Annotated in this window: 16 protein-coding genes; 8 read left to right on the top strand and 8 right to left on the bottom strand. The window is 71.7% G+C overall.

Translation table 11 applies throughout. The annotated features are described in order from the left end of the window. Positions 1-16 precede the first annotated feature (16 nt). Positions 17-712, top strand: coding sequence for a thioesterase II family protein (locus tag ACFWY5_RS30605; RefSeq protein ID WP_379636048.1), 696 nt, complete (start codon positions 17-19; stop codon positions 710-712). Positions 713-714: 2 nt separating this feature from the next. On the opposite strand, the gene ACFWY5_RS30600 is transcribed toward ACFWY5_RS30605, so the two are convergent. From ACFWY5_RS30600 to ACFWY5_RS30580, 5 genes are all read right to left on the bottom strand, one after another. Next, positions 715-5,529: an SDR family NAD(P)-dependent oxidoreductase gene (locus ACFWY5_RS30600; protein WP_379636046.1), complete on the bottom strand. Its 4,815-nt coding sequence runs from the start codon at positions 5,527-5,529 to the stop codon at positions 715-717. After that, positions 5,507-7,102, bottom strand: coding sequence for a non-ribosomal peptide synthetase (locus ACFWY5_RS30595; protein ID WP_379636043.1), 1,596 nt, complete (start codon positions 7,100-7,102; stop codon positions 5,507-5,509). The genes ACFWY5_RS30600 and ACFWY5_RS30595 overlap by 23 nt, the downstream gene beginning before the upstream one ends. A gap of 22 nt (positions 7,103-7,124) precedes the next feature. Next, on the bottom strand, positions 7,125-8,330 hold the full coding sequence (locus ACFWY5_RS30590; RefSeq protein WP_379636041.1) for a peptidogalycan biosysnthesis protein: 1,206 nt from the start codon (positions 8,328-8,330) through the stop codon (positions 7,125-7,127). Continuing rightward, complete coding sequence (locus ACFWY5_RS30585; RefSeq protein WP_379636039.1) at positions 8,327-9,265, bottom strand: sulfotransferase domain-containing protein; 939 nt, start codon at positions 9,263-9,265, stop codon at positions 8,327-8,329. The genes ACFWY5_RS30590 and ACFWY5_RS30585 overlap by 4 nt, the downstream gene beginning before the upstream one ends. 148 nt (positions 9,266-9,413) lie before the next feature. Further along, the gene (locus tag ACFWY5_RS30580) at positions 9,414-10,001 is read right to left on the bottom strand and encodes a helix-turn-helix domain-containing protein (RefSeq protein WP_379636037.1); all 588 of its coding nucleotides are present in this window, start codon (positions 9,999-10,001) and stop codon (positions 9,414-9,416) included. Between the two features lie 87 nt (positions 10,002-10,088). Here ACFWY5_RS30580 and ACFWY5_RS30575 point away from each other — a divergent pair, with 87 nt between their 5' ends. The 3 genes from ACFWY5_RS30575 (at position 10,089) to ACFWY5_RS30565 (ending at position 12,227) form a co-directional block, all read left to right on the top strand. Beyond that, positions 10,089-10,718 carry a class I SAM-dependent methyltransferase gene (locus ACFWY5_RS30575; RefSeq protein ID WP_379636035.1) on the top strand — a complete coding sequence of 210 codons (630 nt, stop codon included), beginning with the start codon at positions 10,089-10,091 and terminating at the stop codon, positions 10,716-10,718. Positions 10,719-10,728: 10 nt separating this feature from the next. Next, on the top strand, positions 10,729-11,169 hold the full coding sequence (locus ACFWY5_RS30570; protein ID WP_379636033.1) for a DinB family protein: 441 nt from the start codon (positions 10,729-10,731) through the stop codon (positions 11,167-11,169). A gap of 68 nt (positions 11,170-11,237) precedes the next feature. Continuing rightward, positions 11,238-12,227 (top strand): alpha/beta fold hydrolase, encoded by a 990-nt coding sequence (locus ACFWY5_RS30565; protein ID WP_379636031.1) that lies wholly within the window; start codon positions 11,238-11,240, stop codon positions 12,225-12,227. Between the two features lie 7 nt (positions 12,228-12,234). Here ACFWY5_RS30565 and ACFWY5_RS30560 read toward each other — a convergent pair whose 3' ends face one another. Beyond that, a complete protein-coding gene (locus ACFWY5_RS30560) occupies positions 12,235-12,915 on the bottom strand; it encodes a TetR/AcrR family transcriptional regulator (protein WP_379636029.1) in 681 nt (226 codons plus the stop codon). A gap of 103 nt (positions 12,916-13,018) precedes the next feature. Here ACFWY5_RS30560 and ACFWY5_RS30555 point away from each other — a divergent pair, with 103 nt between their 5' ends. After that, on the top strand, positions 13,019-13,729 hold the full coding sequence (locus tag ACFWY5_RS30555; RefSeq protein WP_379620971.1) for an NAD(P)-dependent oxidoreductase: 711 nt from the start codon (positions 13,019-13,021) through the stop codon (positions 13,727-13,729). A 25-nt stretch (positions 13,730-13,754) separates the two neighbouring features. Here ACFWY5_RS30555 and ACFWY5_RS30550 read toward each other — a convergent pair whose 3' ends face one another. Next, complete coding sequence (locus ACFWY5_RS30550; protein WP_379636028.1) at positions 13,755-14,570, bottom strand: class I SAM-dependent methyltransferase; 816 nt, start codon at positions 14,568-14,570, stop codon at positions 13,755-13,757. Between the two features lie 193 nt (positions 14,571-14,763). Here ACFWY5_RS30550 and ACFWY5_RS30545 point away from each other — a divergent pair, with 193 nt between their 5' ends. The 3 genes from ACFWY5_RS30545 to ACFWY5_RS30535 all read left to right on the top strand — a co-directional run bounded on the left by ACFWY5_RS30545 (position 14,764) and on the right by ACFWY5_RS30535 (position 17,950). Then, positions 14,764-15,465 (top strand): VOC family protein, encoded by a 702-nt coding sequence (locus tag ACFWY5_RS30545; protein ID WP_379620975.1) that lies wholly within the window; start codon positions 14,764-14,766, stop codon positions 15,463-15,465. 106 nt (positions 15,466-15,571) lie between these two features. Then, a complete protein-coding gene (locus ACFWY5_RS30540; protein WP_379636026.1) occupies positions 15,572-16,819 on the top strand; it encodes an MFS transporter in 1,248 nt (415 codons plus the stop codon). 6 nt (positions 16,820-16,825) lie between these two features. Further along, positions 16,826-17,950 carry a M20/M25/M40 family metallo-hydrolase gene (locus ACFWY5_RS30535; RefSeq protein ID WP_379636024.1) on the top strand — a complete coding sequence of 375 codons (1,125 nt, stop codon included), beginning with the start codon at positions 16,826-16,828 and terminating at the stop codon, positions 17,948-17,950. A 12-nt stretch (positions 17,951-17,962) separates the two neighbouring features. Here the strand turns inward: ACFWY5_RS30535 and ACFWY5_RS30530 are convergent, their stop codons facing one another. Further along, complete coding sequence (locus tag ACFWY5_RS30530; RefSeq protein WP_379620981.1) at positions 17,963-18,751, bottom strand: alpha/beta fold hydrolase; 789 nt, start codon at positions 18,749-18,751, stop codon at positions 17,963-17,965. Positions 18,752-18,833 lie beyond the last annotated feature (82 nt).

Here is an 18,833-nt window from a genome sequence, read left to right as displayed (position 1 = left end):
AATAGGAGCGAATGACGTGGGTGGTCAGGAGTCTGCGAACTACATCGTCAGCCCGGCACTCGACGGCGGCCCGGCCGTCATCTTCGTCCCCGGCCTGGGCGGCCGGACGAAGTTCGTGGACCAGTGGAACGAACCGGGGCGGTTACCCGTCATCCGCCGGGCCAGCTGGAGCGAGCCGATGAGCGTACCCTCCGTCGAAGAGCGGGGCGCGGCGCTGGCGTCCCTCGTCACGACGTCCGGCGCCACGGACGTGGTGCTGGTGGGCCACAGCATGGGCGGGCTGGTCTGCCTGGAGGCGGCCAGGCACCTGGAAGGGCGGCTTCGCGGCACCGTCGTCCTGTGCCAGTACCCGCCGCACCGCACGCCCCTCTCCCCTCTGGCCGAGCTGCCCGACCGGGCGCTGGCCGAGGAGATCGAGGCGCCGCGGCACATCACGGACACGGCGGCCCTGCCGGAGTACGCACGTCTGTGGCGATCCGAGTACCACCTGCTCAACCGCTATCTGGAGGCGGATCCGCGCCCGATGCTGCACACGCCGATCATCGCGGTCGGCGCCACCGGCGACGCGAGCTCCTGCGACACCGAGTGTCTCAACGACTGGAACCAGTACACGACGGACGAGGTGTCGGTCCAGATGGTCGAGGGCGGCCACCAGATGGTCGAGCGGCTCGATCCCGAGACGCTTCGCGAATGGGTCGGAAAGGTTCGCTGATCTCACCCGGTCAGCCGCCGCAGCTCGGCGACCAGTTCGGTGACCGTCGGGTGGTCGAAGATGGCCGCGATGCCGACGTCCACGCCGAACGCCCGGCGGATCTCCTCCACCAGCTCCACCGCGGTGAAGGAGTCGCCGCCCAGCTCGAAGAAGTCGTCGTCGGGGCCGACCGCGTCCGCGCCGAACGCGGCGCACCACATCCGCGTCAGCCGGACCTCCAGTGACTCCTCCTCCGACGGCGCGCCGCCCGGGTCGCGCCTGGGTGAGCTAGGCCGCTCGACGTCCGGGGCGTCCGGCCTGACCGCGGCGTTCCGCAGGACCGCGTCCTCCCCCGACATGGTGATCGCCACCTGCCGGTGGCCGGGTCCCCGCAGGATGCGCAGCAGCATGCCGACCCCGGTCGCGGGCGTGATCCCGTCGCCGGCGCCTCGCTGCTCGCGCGGGGCCACCATGGACTCGTCGACGCGGCGCATGGTGAAGCCCCTGACCTCGACCGCGACCTCACCGGCGGCCGTCAGCACGTCGATGTCGGCCACGATCGTGTCAGAACCGCTCGGGCGGCGGCGGATGTGGCTGTACGCACGCGCCGGGATCGGCCGGTGCACCACGATCGACTGGTAGGCGAACGGCGCGTGCGGCGGCTCATGGTCGGGATCGCGGGCCAGTGACACCGCCGCGTCCAGGAGGGTGGGGTGCAGCGCGTGCTCACCGAGCTCGTGGCCGAACGCCTCGGGGAAGGTGAGGACGGCCAGCTTCGTGCCCGCGTCCGCCCCGGAGGTCCAGATCTCCTCCTCCGGCCAGTGCGGGCCGATGGTGAACAGCCGGTTCCCGGCGTCGTTGACGGGCACCCGCCGATCGGGCAGCGACGCGCGCAGGCCGTCCAGGTCCACCTCACCGGCGCCGGCGTCCACCAGCCCGATCTCACCCGTCGTGTGGACGCGGTAGTCGCCGGAGGACGGCGGCGCGGTGCGGACGGTGAACCGCCAGGAGTCATCGTGCGGCTCGAAGCCGACCTCCAGGCAGACGGGCTCCGGGGTGGTGATCGGCTGCCGGAAGACCATGTGGCGCAGCTGCGCGGGCTGCCCGTCCGGGTGGCCGATCGCCTCGCGGAAGGCGCGCAGCACGAAGTCGACCTGGGCGGTGCCGGGCAGCACCGGGACGCCGTCCATGCGGTGTTCGTCCAGGATCGGATAGTCCTCGGCCGACAGCGGGGCCGACCACCGCACCTCCGTCGCCGACGCCGCACGCGCGCTCTGGCGGGCGGCCATACCGACCTCGGACCACGACGGCCAGTTGATGGTGGTCGAGGCGACCCCGGCCAAGGGCTGGCGGCGTACCACCGCGTCGAGGAAGGCGTTCGCCGCGGCGTAGTCGGCGCTGCCGACCAGGCCCCGCAGCGCGGCGCGACTGGAGAAGGCCACGAAGAAGTCCAGGCCGGCCCGGCCCCGCAGGACCTCGACCAGCGCCAGCGTTCCGTGAACCTTGGGCGCGAGCGTCGCCGCCATCTGCGCCCGCGTCCGGAACTGGATCATGCCGTCGCCCGCCACGCCCGCGAGGTGGAACACCCCGTTGACGACCCCGAAGGAGTCGAGCACGCGCCGCAGCGCGGCCGTGTCGGTCACGTCGCAGGTCTCGAAGCGGCACTCGGCGCCCAGGGCCCGGATCGCGGCGAGCGCGGCGTCGTGCCCGTCCGTCGCGGTGCGGCCGAGCAGCAGCAGCCGCGGCCGTGTACCGGTCTCCGCCAGGCCGCGCGCCACGGCCAGGCCGAGGCCGCCGAGCCCGCCGGTGATGACGTAGGCGCCTCCGTGCCGCAGGTCGACCGGGCCGGGACCGCCGGGGACGAGTTCGCGCTCGCCGGGGACCCAGCGCCGGTCCCCGCGCAGGGCGACGATCTCCGAGCGACGCGGGCCGCGCAGCTCCGCGAGCAGCCGATCTCCGCTGACGCCGTCCTGGACGTCGACGAGCTTGCACATGGCGCGCGGGTTCTCGAGCATGTAGCTCCGCAGGAGGCCGAGCAGCATGGCGCGTACCGGATGCACGCTTTCGCCGCCCGTCACGTCCGCGGACCGCTCGGCGAGGACCAGGACGTCGCGGGCGCGCGTGTCGGGCGCCCGGCGCGCCGCCTCCCGCAGAAGCTCGACGAGGCGGTGGAATCCGGCGTCGAGCTGGGCGTCGATGCCGCTCAGATCGGGTTCGGCCAGGGCGCCGAGCTGTGTCGCGTCGATGATGAGCTCCGGGTACCGGTGCTCATCTCGCAGCTCGTCCAGCAGCCGGGCGACGTCGGCGGACGCGGTGCCGTACGGCACCCGCGGCACGTCGCCGAGCAGGGCGAGCAGGTCGCCGGCCCGTCGCGCGTCGGCGGGCAGGAACACCAGCGAGGGACCGGGAACGTCAGCACCGTCAGGTGCGGCAGGTGCGGCCTCCACCCACGTGGGAAGCCGGAACACCGCCTGGCGTTCCGTTTCCTCGACTTCCTCGACGACGGGCGCGGCGCGCTGCTCGATCCAGAACCGCTCGCGCTGGTACGGATATCCCGGCAGCGGTACGCGCGCACGCGGCCCCGCCGGCCAGTTCACCTCCGTGCCCAGGGTCCACAGCCGGGCCAGGGCGTGCAGGAAGGAGCTGCGTTCCGTGGCGCCCTTCGACGGCCCGCTCGGGAGGGTCGGGATCGCCAGGTGCCGCTTGGCGCGTACCTGCGGATGCGCGCGGGCCAGGGTGGTGAGCGTCCGCCCCGGGCCCACCTCCAGCAGCACCCGGTCACCGTCCGACAGCACGGCCTCCAGCGCCTGCGAGAACAGGGCGGGCCCGGTGAGCTGCCGGATCCAGAAGTCCACGCTCCGCGTCTCGGCCGGGCCGCCGGTGGAGGCGGAGTAGATCTTCCAGCGGGGTCTGCGCGGCGCGATGCCGTCGAAGGCCTGGCGCAGGCGTTCGGCGGAGCCGCTCGCACGGGCGCTGACCAGCCGTACCGCTTCCGGGAGTGTGAACACCTCGGCGAGCGCGGCGGCCGCGAGCTCTCCGACGCCCTGGCCGAGCAGCGCGCCGGGCTCGACGCCCAGCGTCAGCCACAGCCGTCCCAGCGCGTACTCGACGCTGAACGGCGACGCGTCCCGCCGCCCCTGGGTCGCGAACAGGGCGGAACACTCGTCGAACGCCGCGCGGAACACCGGCTCGGTGCGATGGAGCTCCGCCGCCATACGTTCGTGCCGCGCCTCTTCTCCCGGGAACAGGAACACGGTGCCGCGCTCCGCCCGCTCCTCCGGCGTCACGATCCGCCGCGCGGGATCGAGAACGGCGGCGGCCGCGTCGGCCACGCTCTCCACCACCACGGCTCCCCGGACCGGGTGCGGCGTGCGCCCCTTCTGCAGGGTGAACGCGACGTCGGAGAGCGGCTCCGCGCTGTCCTCGAAGAACCGGGCGAGCCGCTGCGGATACGCCTCGGCCGCGGCCGGGGTCCGTCCCGACCAGACGATCAGCTGCACCGGCTCCGGAGCCGGTTCGGTCACGCGGGACGGCGCCTCTTCGAGGATCGCGTGCGCGTTCGTGCCGCCGATGCCGAAGGAGCTGACCCCGGCCAGGCGCCGCCGGCCATCCTGTCGCGGCCACGGCCGCGACTTGTCGTTGACGACGAACGGCGAGTTCTCGAGGCCGAGCAGCGGGTTGACGTTCTCGACGTTGATGCTCGCCGGAATCTGCTCGTGGCTCAGCGACAGCGCCGCCTTGATCAGCGAGGTGATGCCCGACGCGTGACCCAGGTGGCCCACGTTTCCCTTGATCGATCCGATCGGGACCGCGGGTTGCGACGGGGCCCGGCCGCGGAACGCCTTCTTCAGCGCCGAGATCTCGATGGCATCACCCAGGCGGGTCGCGGTGGCGTGCGCCTCCACGTACCCGATGTCCTCGGGGCCCACGTCGGCGGCCTCCATGGCGCTCAGCACGACCTCCGCCTGCCGGTCGGCGCTGGGCGCGGTGAAGCCGACCTTGGCCGCGCCGTCGTTGTTGACCGCCACGGCGCGGATCACCGCGGAGATCCGGTCCCCGTCGGCCAGGGCGTCGGCCAGCCGCTTGAGCACCACGACGCCGGCGCCGCTGGCGAAGATCGTGCCGGTGGCGGCCGCGTCGAAGGGGCGGCAGTGGCCGTCGCGGCTCAGCGGGCCGTCCTGGGCCCACCAGTACCCGTGACCGACCGGGAACTCGACGTCCGCGCCACCGGCCAGCGCGACGTCGCACTCCTGGAGGCGCAGCGCGTTCACGGCCAGATGCACGGCCACGAGCGAGCTCGAACACGCGGTCTGCACGGTCATGCTCGGCCCGTGCAGGTTCAGCTTGTAGGAGACCAGCGTCGAGGCGCTGTCGGGGTTGTTCCACATGCCGGCGGCCATGCCGGTGGCGCTGCGCAGGGCCTCCAGGCTGCCGAGCACCCGGCCGATGGCATAGCGGTTCGCGGCGACCGACGAGAACACGCCCGTTCTGCCCAGTTTCGCGGGGTCGTAGCCCGCGTTCTCGACGGCGGCGTGCGCGGTCTCCAGATACAGCCGTAGCTGGGGGTCGCAGGTCTCGGCCTCCCGCCGGGTCAGGCCGAAGAACCCGGCGTCGAACAGGTCGAGGCCCGCCGGTTCCGCCACCGCCCTGACGTAGGCCGCGTCCTCCAGCGCCGCGCCCGGCACGCCGCTCGCGCGGAGTTCGGCCTCGGCGGGGAAACGCACCGCTTCCTCGCCGGCCACGAGGTTCTCCCAGAGCCGCCGGGTGTCCGGCGCCGCCGGGAACCGGCCGGCCATCCCGACGATCGCGATCGGCTCAACGAGGTTGCCCATCATCATCCGCCCTCCGAAGATAGCCGGCGAAGCTGTTCAGGCTCGGATACTGGAAGACCAGCAGGGGAGAGATCTCCGTCCCGAGCCGGACCGAGACCTCCGACACGAAGGCCATGAGCGACATCGACGTGAACCCGGCCTCGAAGAAGCCGCCGTCAGGGTCGATCTCGCCGCCGCCGAGAGCCGACCGCGCGCTCTCGCGCAGAACCTCCATCAGCGTCGCCGGGTCGTCGTCGCCTTGGTCGTCGTCCGGCCACGCGTCCCGCACCTCGATGCTCGACGGCATGACCGCGGGGTCCAGGTAGTCGCGCAGCACCGCGCGGACCTCGTCCTCCGTCGTGGTGCCGCCCACGACGGTCAGGCGCACGGACCCGACGCCCCCGCCGTCCTCGACGAACGTCGCCACCGACTCGACGACACCGGCGACCTTGGCCGCCGCGCCCTCGACCTCGTCCAGTTCCACGCGGGCGCCGTTGACCTGGACCTGCCGGTCCGCCCGCCGGACGAAGCACATCGAGCCGTCCGGCAGCCGGCTGACGATGTCACCGGTGTCGTACCAGCCGCGCCCGTCCTGGCCGGGAGACAGCAGAGGCGTTCCGTCGGTGTAGCCGAGCGCGCAGGCGGCTTCTTCAACGTGCAGCCGCCCTTCACCGTCGGCGGGGACGATCCTGGTGACGGCATGGCCGAGGGGGCGTCCGATGGGAACCGGGTCCTCGCTCACGGCCCCCTCTCCGGGCGGCACCCGGTGCATGCACAGCACCTGCGGGGTCTCCGACGCGCCGTAACAGTTGGCGATGGTGGCGTTGGGGGCGAACCGGGCCGTCGCCCGCAGCGTCGCGGCCGTGAGCCGGGCCCCCGCCGAGCAGACCAGCCGCAGGCTGCCGACGGGCGGCGACGAGCCCGCCATGAGCCGCAGCAGGACCGGGGAGCCCTGGAGCACGGTGATGGCGTGCTCCGCCAGCCAGGCCGCCGTCAGCCGGGGATCGGCCGCCGTGCGGCGGCCGGGGATGAACAACGTCGCGCCGGTGAGCCAGGGCGCGATCAGCTCCCGCAGGCTCGGGTCGTGGCCCGGCCTGCTGAGGAAGGCGACCCGATCGGATCCGTCCATGGGCAGTTCGTCGAAGAACGCCGTGCTGGCGGCCTCGAAAGCGGGTCGCCCGACCACGATCCCCTTGGGGCTGCCCGTCGTGCCGGAGGTGAAGAGGATGTGGCTGGCCTCTTGCGGCTGCTCGTCCGCGGTGGTGTCCAGAAGTTCCAGGGCGCCCGACGGTCCGAAGGTCGCCGCGGCGCGGGCGGCCGTCAGCGCGCCGCGTACCCGCTCGGGACCCCAGTCCCCCAGGATCGCCGGTACGGCTCCCGCCGCCCAGACCCCCGCGAGCCGCGCGACGAACTCCGGGCTCCGCTCGGCCGGCACGCCCACCACGCGGCGCTTCAGTAGGTGACTCCCGACATGGTTGCCGACGTCCGCGCCGAGTGCGGCGACGTCGCCGAAGGTGAAGGCACGGCCCTCGTGGACCAGGGCGACGGCGCCCGGGTCCCGAGGCCGTCCGAGAAGCCCCCGTTCGTGGCCTCGGCTCACGCTGTTCTCCCTCGTTGTCACGTCACAACAGCTCATCCCACACCGCGGGGAAGTACGTGGGGTGAGCGCTGCGTAACTGGCGCCAGTGCGTCCTGCGTTCCTCCGCCTGCGCGGTGCCGATCCGCCGGTCCCGGCCGTCCGCCGCCCACGCCAGGTGCACCAGCGGGAGCACGGCCGAACCGCGCCGGGCCTTGCCCAGCTCCGCCCCCGCGCCGGTGACGACCCTCGACAGCCCGGCCGCGTAGGCGTGCTTGACGGGTTCGTAGATCGCCGCGTTGAAGTACACGAACGGGTCGGGCGCCCCGTCTTCGAGGCGCCCGAAATCGGTCACGTACAGCCGGTCATGCCAGCGGCACATGACCCCGGCGCCGACGAGCCGGCTCCCCGCCCGGCACAGCAGGGCCGTGGCCGCGGCGTCCCCGAGCGCGCGGGCATAGGCCGACAGGCGCCGCGTGACCACGTCCACGCTGTACGCCATCCCGTGCTTGGCCCGCACGTTCACGATCATCGGAGCCACGGCCGGGATGGCTTCCCGGAGAGGCACGGTCTCGGCCGAACACTCCTTGGCGAAGACCCCTGTCTCCCTGCGCGCGCTGGTGCGGGTGTTGCGCGGCAGCGTCGCCAGGTAGTCCTCGAAGCCCGCTCCGGGGAGTTCCAGCTCGGTCTGCGCGACGCTCGCCAGCCGGTGGTGATCTCCGTCTGCGGTCACCGGTGCGAGGTCTCTCCACGCGGCGGCGTCGAGAAACAGGAAGAAGGTGTACGGGAGCCCGCGCTCGGCCGCGACGGCGCGGGCGGCGTCCCGGAGCGCGCGCAGGACGGCGGTCCTGGCCGGGCTCGGCAGGGCGCGGTCCACGATGAGCCGCGTGCCGAACCCCGCGCAGGAGCCGGCCAGCAGTCCCAGCCGGCCACCGCGCGAGCTCGCGGCGATGAGGTCGCGAAAGTGCAGTTCGGGCCAGCTCAGGTAGTCGCCGCGGCTGGGGAGTGAGTCGTAGAGGGGCAGGGCGCCGAGGACGCGCGGGTCCCCGGGCCGCCGGGCTATCAGGTACGTGACGGGTGCGTCACCGGACTGCTCCAGGGCCCGCAGCCACGCGTGGCTCTGGTACAGGTCCCGCGGGTCGGCGACGTCATTCCACACACGCTCGGAAATGCCGCCTAACGAGGGGACGCGCTCGACCGTCACAAACTCAAGCGCGTCGGGTGGTTTATCCGGAATTTCCTGATTTATCATCGGTTATCGGGTCTGTGATGGAGCCATTCCAGCAAGCCGGGCTCCGCGAGTTCGGCCATCCGGCGGTCGTAGCGCGCCCGGTCCTCAGTGGTGAGGAACTGCTCCCATTCGCCTGACTTGCCGCTGCGGAAAAAGCGTTCGCGATCACGGATGTAGCCCAGTTGCTCGTCGGGCGCCAGTTCGGTCGCGCGGTCGCGCATCTGCCGGAACGTGGCCGCCTCGACCAGTTCGGGCCACCTGCTCTCGGGGATGTCGATGCCGAGCCGCTCCGCGAGGCGGCGCATCTGCCCGGCGAGGTCGGCGGACAGGTCGGCGTAGTGCAGCAGGATGACGTTCGGCTGCTCGCGGCGCATCCAGGCGCGGCTCTGCGTCCAGATCAGCGCACGCAGCGAGTCGAGGTTGACGAACGGCGAGTCGTCGTTGTCCACCCAGCGTAAGGTGTACGACCGCTCGTCGAGCAGGTCCCGCTCGTCATAGGCGTCCACCGGCGCCTCCGACCCGCCGGGACCGGGGTGGGCGGCCTGGTTGATCAGGCGGCGGATCACGTCGCGCTTGAGGTTCTTGCCGTGGCTGCGCAGGGATATGGCGACGTCGCGGGGGTCACGGCCCACGGTGATGTAGGTGACCTGCGGATCGCTCGGGATTCCGTCGAGCGGGATGTGGGTCTTGATGAAACGGCGGTGCTGCTGCGCGGCCAGGCGGTCCCAGACCTCCTGCTTCGGACGCACGAGCATGTCGATCCACGGGGAGAGGCTGGACAGGGGCGCGGGCAGCCGGGGCGTCTGGAAGATCAGGAGCGCGCAGATCATCTGCGTCCAGGTGGTGCCGCACTTCGCCGGCGAATTGATGACAATGTCGCCAGGCCGGAATTCGAACCCGTCCCACCGGGAGCTGTCCTCCATCGGTGTGAGGTAACGAGCCAGATGCGTCGTCATCGACGTGATTTTAATCACCGATTGGCAATTAAGGAAGGGCGGAAATTGCCGGAACTCTTTCCGTATAGGAAAAGCGTTTGACCATATTCCTGATCTGATGGGAAGGGAATTTGTAAACGCTGGTATAACTCCATATGGAAATACCAGGTCAGCGGCGTTCGTGAGGGTGCGCGCGTACGTGCGCGCGCTCGCCCTGCAGGCCGAACAGGATGAGCAGCTCGACCGCTCCCCCGTCGGCGCTGCCCAGCCAGTGCGGCAGGGACGTGTCGAACTCGGCCGCCTCCCCGGCCGGAAGCGTCAGGTCACGCTCCCCGAGCACCAGCCGCAGCCGCCCGCTGAGCACGTACAGCCACTCGAAGCCGTCGTGGGTCTGCGGGGTCGGCTCGAGCGGCTCCGGCACGGCCGGGATGATCATCTTGAACGCGTGCACCCCGCCCGGCCGCCTGGACAACGGGATGAAGATCATCCCGAAACGTTGCACCGGCTTCAGGTGGATGCGGGGGTCGCCCGTGCGCGGAGCGCCGACCAGGTCGTCCAGCGGCACGTCGTAGGTACGCGCCAGCGGCAGCAACAACTCCAGCGTCGCCCGGCGCTGCCCGCTTTCCAGCCGGGACAGGGTGCTCTCCGACACCCCGGTGGTCGCGGCGAGGTCGGCGAGGGTGAGGCCGCGTTCCCGCCGCAGCGTACGCAGCCGGGTCCCCACGCCGTCGAGCACGTCATCCGTTTCTTGGTCCACGGGGCCATCTTGCCAGAACCGCAAGTTTCCTTGCCGAACCATGGCAAGCCCGGTGAACCTGGGCGCGTCACGACGGAAGGAACCTCGATGAGCACCACCGATGCGGCCACGTTCTGGGACGGCGTCCACACCGCCCGCCCGGCCGCCACCGACCCCCGGCCGAACGACCGCCTCGCCGAGACGGTCGCGGACCTGCCGCCCGGCGCCGCGCTGGACCTCGGCTGCGGCGCCGGCGGGGACGCGCTGTGGCTGGCCCGCCGCGGCTGGCACGTCACCGCCGCCGACATCTCGGCCGTGGCGGTCGAACGGCTCGCCCGCCTGGCCCGTTCCCGCGGCCTGGGCGAGCGGGTCGTCGCCGAGCGGCATGACCTGCGTGAATCCTTCCCGCGAGGCGGGTACGACCTGATCTGCGCCCACTACCTGCACACCCCGTTCGGCCTGGACAGGGCGAGCGTGCTGCGGGTGGCCGCGCACGCGCTGCGCGTGGACGGGCGCCTGCTGGTCGTCGACCACGGCTCGGCCACGCCGTGGTCGTGGAACCAGGATCCCGATGCCCGGTTTCCCGCCCCGCTGGAGGTCGCAGCGGGGATCGATCTGGACCCGGCGACGTGGACGGTCGAACGGGCCGACGCGCCCCGCCGGATCGCGACCGGTCCCGGCGGGCGTACCGCCGAGGTGACCGACCACGTCCTGCTCATCCGCCGCACGGCACCGTAAGGAGATCACGATGACCCGTAGAGACACTCCGCCGCCCCGCACCGGCGGCGGCGAGACCGAGGTCCTGCGCGGCTTCCTCGACTACCTCAGGAACTCGATCGCCGCGAAGGTCGACGGCGCCCCGGAACCCCAGGTCAGAACGGCGGGAGTGCCGTCGGGCACGAACCTGCTCGGCCTGCTCAACCACCTCACGTTCGTCGAGCGCGCGACGTTCCTCGGGGACAAGGTCACCAACTGGCCGTCGACCTTCCGGGCGGCGCCGGCCGACAGCGTCGCCGACGTCGTCACCCGCTACCGGGAGACGGTCGAGCGCGCGAACGAGGTTCTCGACCGGAACACCGACCCGGGCAGTGTCCGCTGGGCGCTCGTCCACATGATCGAGGAGACCGGCCGCCATGCCGGTCACGCGGACATCCTCCGCGAACTGATCGACGGCGCGACCGGCCGCTGACTCCACCCCTTCATCCAGGACAGGAACACATGATCTCCGCACCACGGCCACGCCGTCTTCTGCGCACGATGGCCTCTCTCACGCTCGCCGTCCTGCTCACCGCCGGCGCGGGCGCCTGCGCCGCACCGGCGGCCGGGCCCGCTCCCGCTCCCACCTCCGCTCCCGCCCACACCGCCGCCACGCGGAACGACCCCAAGTTCACGAGCACCTTCCGGCACGAGTTCGCCGACGTGGACGGCGTCCGGATGCACTACGTGGCCGGCGGCAGCGGTCCGCCGGTCGTCCTGCTGCACGGCTGGCCGCAGACCTGGTACGGCTGGTGGCCGATCATGCCCGAGCTGGCCAAGCACCACACCGTCTACGCCGTCGACCTGCCCGGACTGGGCGACAGCACCGGCTCCCCGACCGGCTACGACAAGGCCACCCTCGCCCGCTACGTCCACACCCTGATGGCCGAGCGCCTGGGTGTGCGGGACGCCCGCGTGATCGGGCACGACCTCGGCGCCGCCGTGGCCTTCCAGTACGCCGCCCAGTTCCCGGCCGACACCGCCCGCCTCGGCTACCTGGACCTGCCGCTGCCCGGCCCCGGCATCGACGCGCGCACCTACCGCTCGCTGAGCTGGCACATCGCCTTCCACTCCCAGCCCAAGGTCCCCGAGACGGTAGTGGGGGACGACGTCCGCGACTACCTGGCCCTGTTCTACCCCCAGGTCTCCTTCGGCGGCACCGCGTTCGGCGGCACCTCGACCCGATCCCCGTTCACCGACGCCGAGATCAACGAGTACGCCAGGACCTACAGCCGCCCCGCGGCCCTGTCCGGCGGCTTCGACCTCTACCGCAGCCTGGACAAGGACGTCGGCGACGCCAAAGCGGCCAAGCCGGTCCGCGTCCCGGCCCTGGTCATGAGCGCCCAGGGCCAGATCAAGGCGATCAAGGCCACGGTGGCCCCGCGCCTGACCAACATCGTGCGGGCGGTGGACGTGCCGAAGGCCGGGCACTGGCTCGTGGAGGAGAACCCCCGGTTCGTCACCAAGGAACTGCTGCGCTTCCTGGCCTGACCACCGGCTACCGCCAGCCTTCCCGCCGGCGCTCCAGCCCGTCGAGGATCAGCCCGAGGCCGACGTCGAACTCCTCCTGGTAGGCGTAGTCACCCTTGAGACCCCGCTCGGCGAGCATCTCGCTGAGATGCGGGAACTCCTCGTGCGGCAGCTGCTCCATGATCGAACCCGCCACGTCCTCCAGCCCCTCCGGCGAGGTGAACGGCAGGCTGAGCTCCTGGAGCGTGAACCCGTAGATGTAGCCGTCCAGCACCGAGATCGCGTGCGAGGCGCCGGCGATCGAGAAGCCGCCCGAGCGCAGGCAGCCGATGACCGCGTCGTGGTGGCGCAGGGTGGCGTTGCCGGGGTTGGTGCGCGAGTCCATGAGGCGGATCGCCCACGGGTGGCGGGTGAGGGCCGCGCGCATCGAGGCCGACCGGCGGCGCATCGCCGCCTGCCAGTCCATGCCGGCGGGCGGGAGTTCGATCTCGCCGAAGACCAGGTCGATCATGCCGTCGAGGATCAGGTCCTTGTTGCGGAAGTGGTGGTAGAGCGACATGGCCTCGATGCCGAGGCGGTCACCGAGCCTGCGCATGCTCGGCACGCCGGTGCCCGCCTCGTCGGCCAGCGCGACCGCCGTACGGATCACCACCTCCTTGGTGAGCGAGTTGCGCCGGGGCGCAGGCGTGCCGGCTGTCTCGGCGTCCACGACGTTCTCCTGCCTGTTCTGCTGGGACGGCTTGACAACCTTACACTGCAAGGTTCTACCCTTACGCCGTAAGTGTAGGTGTTGCGGAGCAGAGGAGCGGGCCGTGGAACCGATCGGTTCGGGCAAGAAGGTGTGCGTCGTCGGCGCGTCGGGAAAGCTCGGGCGCTACCTGGTGCGGCACGCGCTGGACCGGGGCTACGAGGTCGTGGGCGTGTGCCGGGAGCAGAGCGTGGCCAAGCTCGCCGACTTCGAGGGGCGCGTCACGGTGATCCCCGGAGCCACCAACACCCCCGCGATCATCGCGCGGGCGGTGCGGGACTGCGACGCCGTCCTCACGGTGCTGGTGCCCTGGGGCAGGAAACGCTATGCCTCCGGTACGGCCCAGGCCGTCCTCGACCACGCGCGCAAGGACGCCCGCCTGGTGTTCTCCTGCGGCTGGCACATCACCCGCGACGGGAAGGACGTCTATCCCCGGGCCTTCAAGCTGTACGCCGCCGTGTTCGGCCGGCTGGCCAAGATCGCCGGGGTCGTCGACGTGGACGACCAGGTGGAGGCGTGCCGGCGGATCTTCGCCAGCGACACCCGCTGGACGGTCGTGCGCGGCAGCGACTTGGAGGAGGGCGAGAGCCAGGGCCTGCCGGTGTGGAGCCGGCACGTGGGCGATCCGATCCTCGCGAGCAACCTGACCCGTCGCGTGGACTACGCCCGTTTCATGGTCGAGGCGGTGGAGGACGACGGCCTCGTCCACGAGGCCCCGGCCATCGTCGGCCGGCTGACCCCCTCGGCCCTCGCGCACACCGGCGATCCGGCCTGAGCGCCCGCCGGCCGGATGGTCGTGATCATCCCTTCGGGCGGGCCGCCCAGACGGTGCGTTCGGTGCGGACCATGAGGTCGTCGCGGCGCAGGATGCTGTGCGGGCCTTCGGTGTCGAGCAGGCGGTCGAGCGCGGCGAGGTCCTCCGGCGCGAGGAGGCCGGCGACGCCCTCGCGGATGCGGCTCAGGCTGGCGAGGGCGTAGCGGCCGACCGCCTCGTTGCCGGAGCCGCCGATGTTGACGGTGAGCGTGCGTTCGCCCTCGATGACGAATCCGGCGGCGGTCAGCTTCGGTCCCCAGTCGGCGCCGCGGTGCGGCACGTGCTCGGCGTGGAAGCGGGCGCTCGCCGCGTGGCAGCGTTCTTCCAGGCCGGGGCGGTCCTGCGGGGCGTACTCGGGCAGGAATCTGGGGAAGCCGGCCAGTTCGACGACGGCGAGCAGCCCGCCGGGCGCGAGGATGTCGCCGACCTCGCGCAGCGCGCGGCCGGGGTCGGCCAGGTGGTGCAGGGAGGCCGAGGCCCACACGAGATCGGGCGTGCCCAGATCGGGCCAGCCGGTGTCGAGGTCGGCCTGGATGGTGACCACCTCGCGGGTACCCGCCTTCTCGCGCAGGCGGTGCAGGTGCTCGGGCGAGGAGTCGACGGCGATGACGTGCGCCTCGGGGAAGCGGGTGAGGAGGGCGAAGGTGCCGGCGCCCGTTCCGCTGCCGAGGTCCACGATCCGGCGAGGGGGCGTGTCGATCGGCAGCCATGCGGTGATGGCGGCGAGGTGGCCGGCGAGGACTTCGGCGTCCAGGTCGAGGATTTCCGCCTGGGCGTGGTGAGAGGCGTCGTGTGGGTGCATATCCCCACGTTAGAGCGGGTATGCGGATGTGGCACGAGGTCTTGCCGGATCCGCAAGACGATGGTCGTGCGGGCTGCCGGACGCGCAAGGCCGCCGGATTAAAGCGTTGGCGGCGCCGTCAGCGGGCCGACTAGCGTTGCGTCGTTCACACGCCTGGTGTGCGTGCCGCACATCACCTGATGGGAGATGCCGGATGACCTCTCAGCTCGCCGCGCTCTGCTTCGACGCCAAAGATCCACTCCGTCTCGCCCGCTTCTGGGGCGAGCTCCTGGGCCGGGAAGTGACCGAGGACCCCCGCGACGGCGTGGTGCTGCTGCCGGGCGCCGACACCGAGTTTCCCCTCCGGTTCCTTCCGAGCCCGGCCGAGAAGCTGGGCCCGAACCAGTGTCACTTCGATCTGACGAGCGAGTCCCCCGAGGGCCAGGAGCGGACCGTGGCGCGGGCCCTCGAACTGGGCGCCGAGCACATCGACGTCGGGCAGTTGCCGGAAGAGGGGCATGTGGTGCTGGCCGACCCCGAGGGCAACGAGTTCTGCGTCATCGAGGCGGGCAACAAGTTCCTGGCCGGCACCGGGTTCATCGGCGCGCTGTCGTCCGACGGCACGCAGGCGGTCGGCTACTTCTGGAGCGAGGCTCTGGGCTGGCCGCTGGTCTGGGACCAGGACGAGGAGACCGCGATCCAGTCGCCGCACGGCGGCTCGAAGATCACGTGGGGCGGTCCGCCCGTGGCGCCCAAACTCGGGAAGAACAGGCTCTACCTCGACCTCTCCGCCTCCGGTCAGGAGGAGGTCGACCGTCTCGTCTCCCTCGGCGCCGCGGTGGCCGGGCAGAGCGAGGACCGGGTGGAGATGACCGACCCCGACGGCAACGAGTTCGTGGTCCTGATCTCCCGATGACGGCCGGCGGGAATCTCTCGGGTCGCTCAACCGTTCGAAGTTAGCTGGTGATCCCCGCTTGGCAGGGTGGCCCGCGTACTGATCCAAGCGCACAGAGGAAGACGACATGACCACGACCACCGGCTGGCGGCGCAACGTCGCCCTTTTCCTGACCGGGCAGACGGTTTCGCTGTTCGGCTCGATGATCGTGCAGTACGTGGTCATGTGGTGGGTGACGCTGCAGACTCAGTCCGGGCTGGCGGTCGCCCTCTACGCGGTGGCCGCGTTCCTGCCGCAGGGCGTGGTGTCGATCTTCGGCGGGGTGCTGGCCGACCGGATGAACCGCCGTGTGCTCGTGATGATCGCCGACGGCGGCATCGCCGCGGCGACGCTGGTGCTGGCGATATTGATGGCCAACGGCGTGACCGACCTGTGGATCGTCCTGCTGGCCGTCGCGGTGCGCTCGGTGGGGGCAGGCGTCCAGACCCCCGCGGTGCAGGCGATGATCCCGCAGATCGTGCCCAGCGAGCACCTGATGCGCGTCAACGGGATCTTCCAGACGATCCACTCGGCGATGGCGCTGCTCGCGCCCGCCGCCGCCGGAGCGATCTTCGCCGCCTTCGGCGTCGTCCCGGTCTTCTTCCTGGACGTGGTCACCGCGGTCATCGGCATCGGGCTGCTCGCCCTGGTCGCCGTCCCGACGCTGGAGCGGGTGGCCGAGTCGACCGCCTCCTACCGGCAGGACCTGGTCGAGGGCATGCGCTACATCAAGAGCCAGCCGGTCGTGCGCTGGCTGCTCGTCGTGTACGCGACGATCTTCCTGCTCACCGTGGCGCCCACGTTCATGACGCCGCTGATGGTCGCCCGCACCTTCGGCCGCGACGAGTGGATGCTGGCCGTCCTGGAGGTCGCCTTCAGCGTCGGCATGCTGCTCGGCGGCGTCCTGATGTCCACGGTGCTGGCCAAGCGCAGCCCGGTGGGGCTGATCCTCATCGCCGTCTACGGTTTCGGGCTCGCCACCGTCGCGCTCGGGCTGAGCACCAACCTCTGGGTCTTCTACGGGTTCATGTTCCTGATCGGGCTGCTGGTGCCGCCGTTCTCGACCCCGTTCATGACCTTGATCCAGGAGACCGTCGAACCCGGCATGCAGGGGCGCGTGTTCAGCTACGTCACGATCGTGATGGCCCTGGCCACGCCCATCGGCACCGTCGTGTTCGGGCCGCTGGCCGACGTGGTCAGCGTGCAGGTCCTGCTGATCGCCGCGGGCGTGGCGGCGGTCGTCGCGATCGCGTTCGCCGCCCGGCTGCCGTCCGGCCGGGCCACCATGGCCGCCGCACGAAAGCTGGCCGAGCCGGTCCCGGAGTCCGTAACCTGATCGTTCATGGAGTCCGGACGCCTTCTGGAGCGGTTGATCGCCCTTGACTCCGTCAACCCGGACCTGGTGCCCGGCGGGGCGGGCGAGAGCGCCGTCGCCGGGTACTGCGGCAAGTGGCTGGCCGGGCGCGGCTTCGAGGTTCACCGGCTGGAAGAACGTCCGGGCCGCCCCTCGCTCGTCGCCGTCGCCCGCGGCATCGGCGGCGGCCGGTCGCTCATGCTCAACGGCCACCTCGACACCGTGGGTACGGCCGGCTACGACGGCGACCCCCTCGGCCCGCGCGTCCACGACGGCAAGATGTTCGGCCGGGGCGCGTTCGACATGAAGAGCGGCATCGCGGCCATGATGATCGCCGCGGCCCGCGCCCGCGACGCCGGGCCGCGCGGTGACGTCATCCTGGCCTGCGTCGCCGACGAGGAGCACGCCAGCTTCGGCACCGAGGAGGTGCTGAGGTCCTTCACCGCCGACGCGGCGATCGTCACCGAGCCGAGCCATCTGGAGGTGACGCTGGCCCACAAGGGCTTCGCCTGGTTCGACGTGGTGATCGAGGGCCGCGCCGCCCATGGCTCGCGGCCCGACCTCGGCGTCGACGCCATCGCCAAGGCCGGCCACTTCCTGGTCGCGCTGGAGCGCCTGGGAGCGCGGCTCGCGCGGAGCCCGTCCCACCCGCTGCTCGGCGCCGGAACCGTGCACGCCTCCGTCATCCGCGGCGGCCGCGAGCCGTCCACCTACCCGGCCGAATGCCGCGTCACGGTGGAGCGCCGCACCGTCCCCGGCGAGGATCCGCGGGCGGAACTGACCGCCCTCCTGGACGACCTGGCCGCCACCGTCCCCGGCTTCCGCTACCGCCTGGAGCCCGGCCTGCGCCGCGACCCGTTCGAGGCGGACCCGCAGGCGGAGGTGGTCCGCGCCGTGACCCGCCACGCACAGGCCGTCCTCGGCCGCCCGCCCACGGTCCGCGGCGAACCCTTCTGGACCGACGCCTCCCTCCTGGACCGCGCCGGCATCCCCTGCCTGCTGTTCGGCGTCGACGGCGGGGGCGCGCACGCGGACGTCGAGTGGGTGGACCTCGCCTCCCTGGACCACCTCACCGACGTCCTCACCCGCGTCATCACCGACTTCTGCGCCTGAGCCGACCGCGCCCTACTCGGGCATCGGGGCGTCCAGGTAGGTCAGCACGACGTCACGCACCACGTCGGTGTGGCCGAGTCCGTTGAAATGGGTCGTGCCGGGGAAGACCGCCAGCTGTGAAGCGGGCACACCGACGAAGTCGCCGTTGACGTCGCCGCCGCGCAGCCGTAGGAACTCCACGGCGTGATCGAGCTTGACGGCGTCGCAGTCGCCCACGGTGATCAGGGTGGGTGCGGCGATGGCGCGGACGTCGTCGTCCGACCAGCCGGCGAAGCCGGGGTCGAAGGCGCCGAGCTTGTCCAGCAGCGTCTGCAGCCGCTCCGGGTGCGGCGACTTGGCGAGGTAGTCCTGCTCCATGGGGGTGCCGGCGATCATGTCGACGGTCATCTCGCCCACGGCGTCGGTGTTCTCAGAACGGTCCCCGCGGGGGTGGAAGGACACCGACGAGATGATCGCCTTGCGCACCAGCTCGGGATGGCGGATCGCCAGGTGCAGCGCGACCGCGCCGCCGACGCTGAAGCCGAACACGTCCGCCCGCGGCACGTTCAGGTGCTTCAGCAGGCCCACGACGTCGGAGGCCAGGTCGGCCACGGTCAGCGGCCGGTCGACGTCGTTGGTGCGCCCATGCCCCTGGAAGTCGGCGGCGATGACCTGGCGGGTCGCGGCCAGGCCCGGGATCAGCGCGCCGAACTGCAGGTCGATGTTGAACAGACCGCCGTGCAGCAGGAGCAGCGGCGTCCCGCCGGAGCCGTGGATCTCGTAGTACATCTGCATGCCGTTCACCGGCGCGTACCCGGTCATGATGTCCTCTCTTCGGGGAAAAGTGACTACCCACCGTACGGCAGCACGCGAGAAAACCAGATGACCCCGGCCCTCCGCCCTC

It is taken from the genome of Nonomuraea sp. NPDC059007 (assembly GCF_042740555.1).
Classification (GTDB): domain Bacteria; phylum Actinomycetota; class Actinomycetes; order Streptosporangiales; family Streptosporangiaceae; genus Nonomuraea.
This window is presented reverse-complemented; position numbering and strand designations above follow the sequence as displayed.

Bases quoted from the DNA above. Each gene is read 5' to 3' on its own strand.
- ACFWY5_RS30550 (WP_379636028.1), bottom strand. From the start codon at position 14,570: ATGCACCCACACGACGCCTCTCACCACGCCCAGGCGGAAATCCTCGAC.
- ACFWY5_RS30575 (WP_379636035.1), top strand. From the start codon at position 10,089: ATGAGCACCACCGATGCGGCCACGTTCTGGGACGGCGTCCACACCGCC.
- ACFWY5_RS30540 (WP_379636026.1), top strand. From the start codon at position 15,572: ATGACCACGACCACCGGCTGGCGGCGCAACGTCGCCCTTTTCCTGACC.
- ACFWY5_RS30545 (WP_379620975.1), top strand. From the start codon at position 14,764: ATGACCTCTCAGCTCGCCGCGCTCTGCTTCGACGCCAAAGATCCACTC.
- ACFWY5_RS30590 (WP_379636041.1), bottom strand. From the start codon at position 8,330: ATGATAAATCAGGAAATTCCGGATAAACCACCCGACGCGCTTGAGTTT.
- ACFWY5_RS30530 (WP_379620981.1), bottom strand. From the start codon at position 18,751: ATGACCGGGTACGCGCCGGTGAACGGCATGCAGATGTACTACGAGATC.
- ACFWY5_RS30535 (WP_379636024.1), top strand. From the start codon at position 16,826: ATGGAGTCCGGACGCCTTCTGGAGCGGTTGATCGCCCTTGACTCCGTC.
- ACFWY5_RS30570 (WP_379636033.1), top strand. From the start codon at position 10,729: ATGACCCGTAGAGACACTCCGCCGCCCCGCACCGGCGGCGGCGAGACC.
- ACFWY5_RS30565 (WP_379636031.1), top strand. From the start codon at position 11,238: ATGGCCTCTCTCACGCTCGCCGTCCTGCTCACCGCCGGCGCGGGCGCC.
- ACFWY5_RS30600 (WP_379636046.1), bottom strand. From the start codon at position 5,529: ATGATGATGGGCAACCTCGTTGAGCCGATCGCGATCGTCGGGATGGCC.
- ACFWY5_RS30585 (WP_379636039.1), bottom strand. From the start codon at position 9,265: ATGACGACGCATCTGGCTCGTTACCTCACACCGATGGAGGACAGCTCC.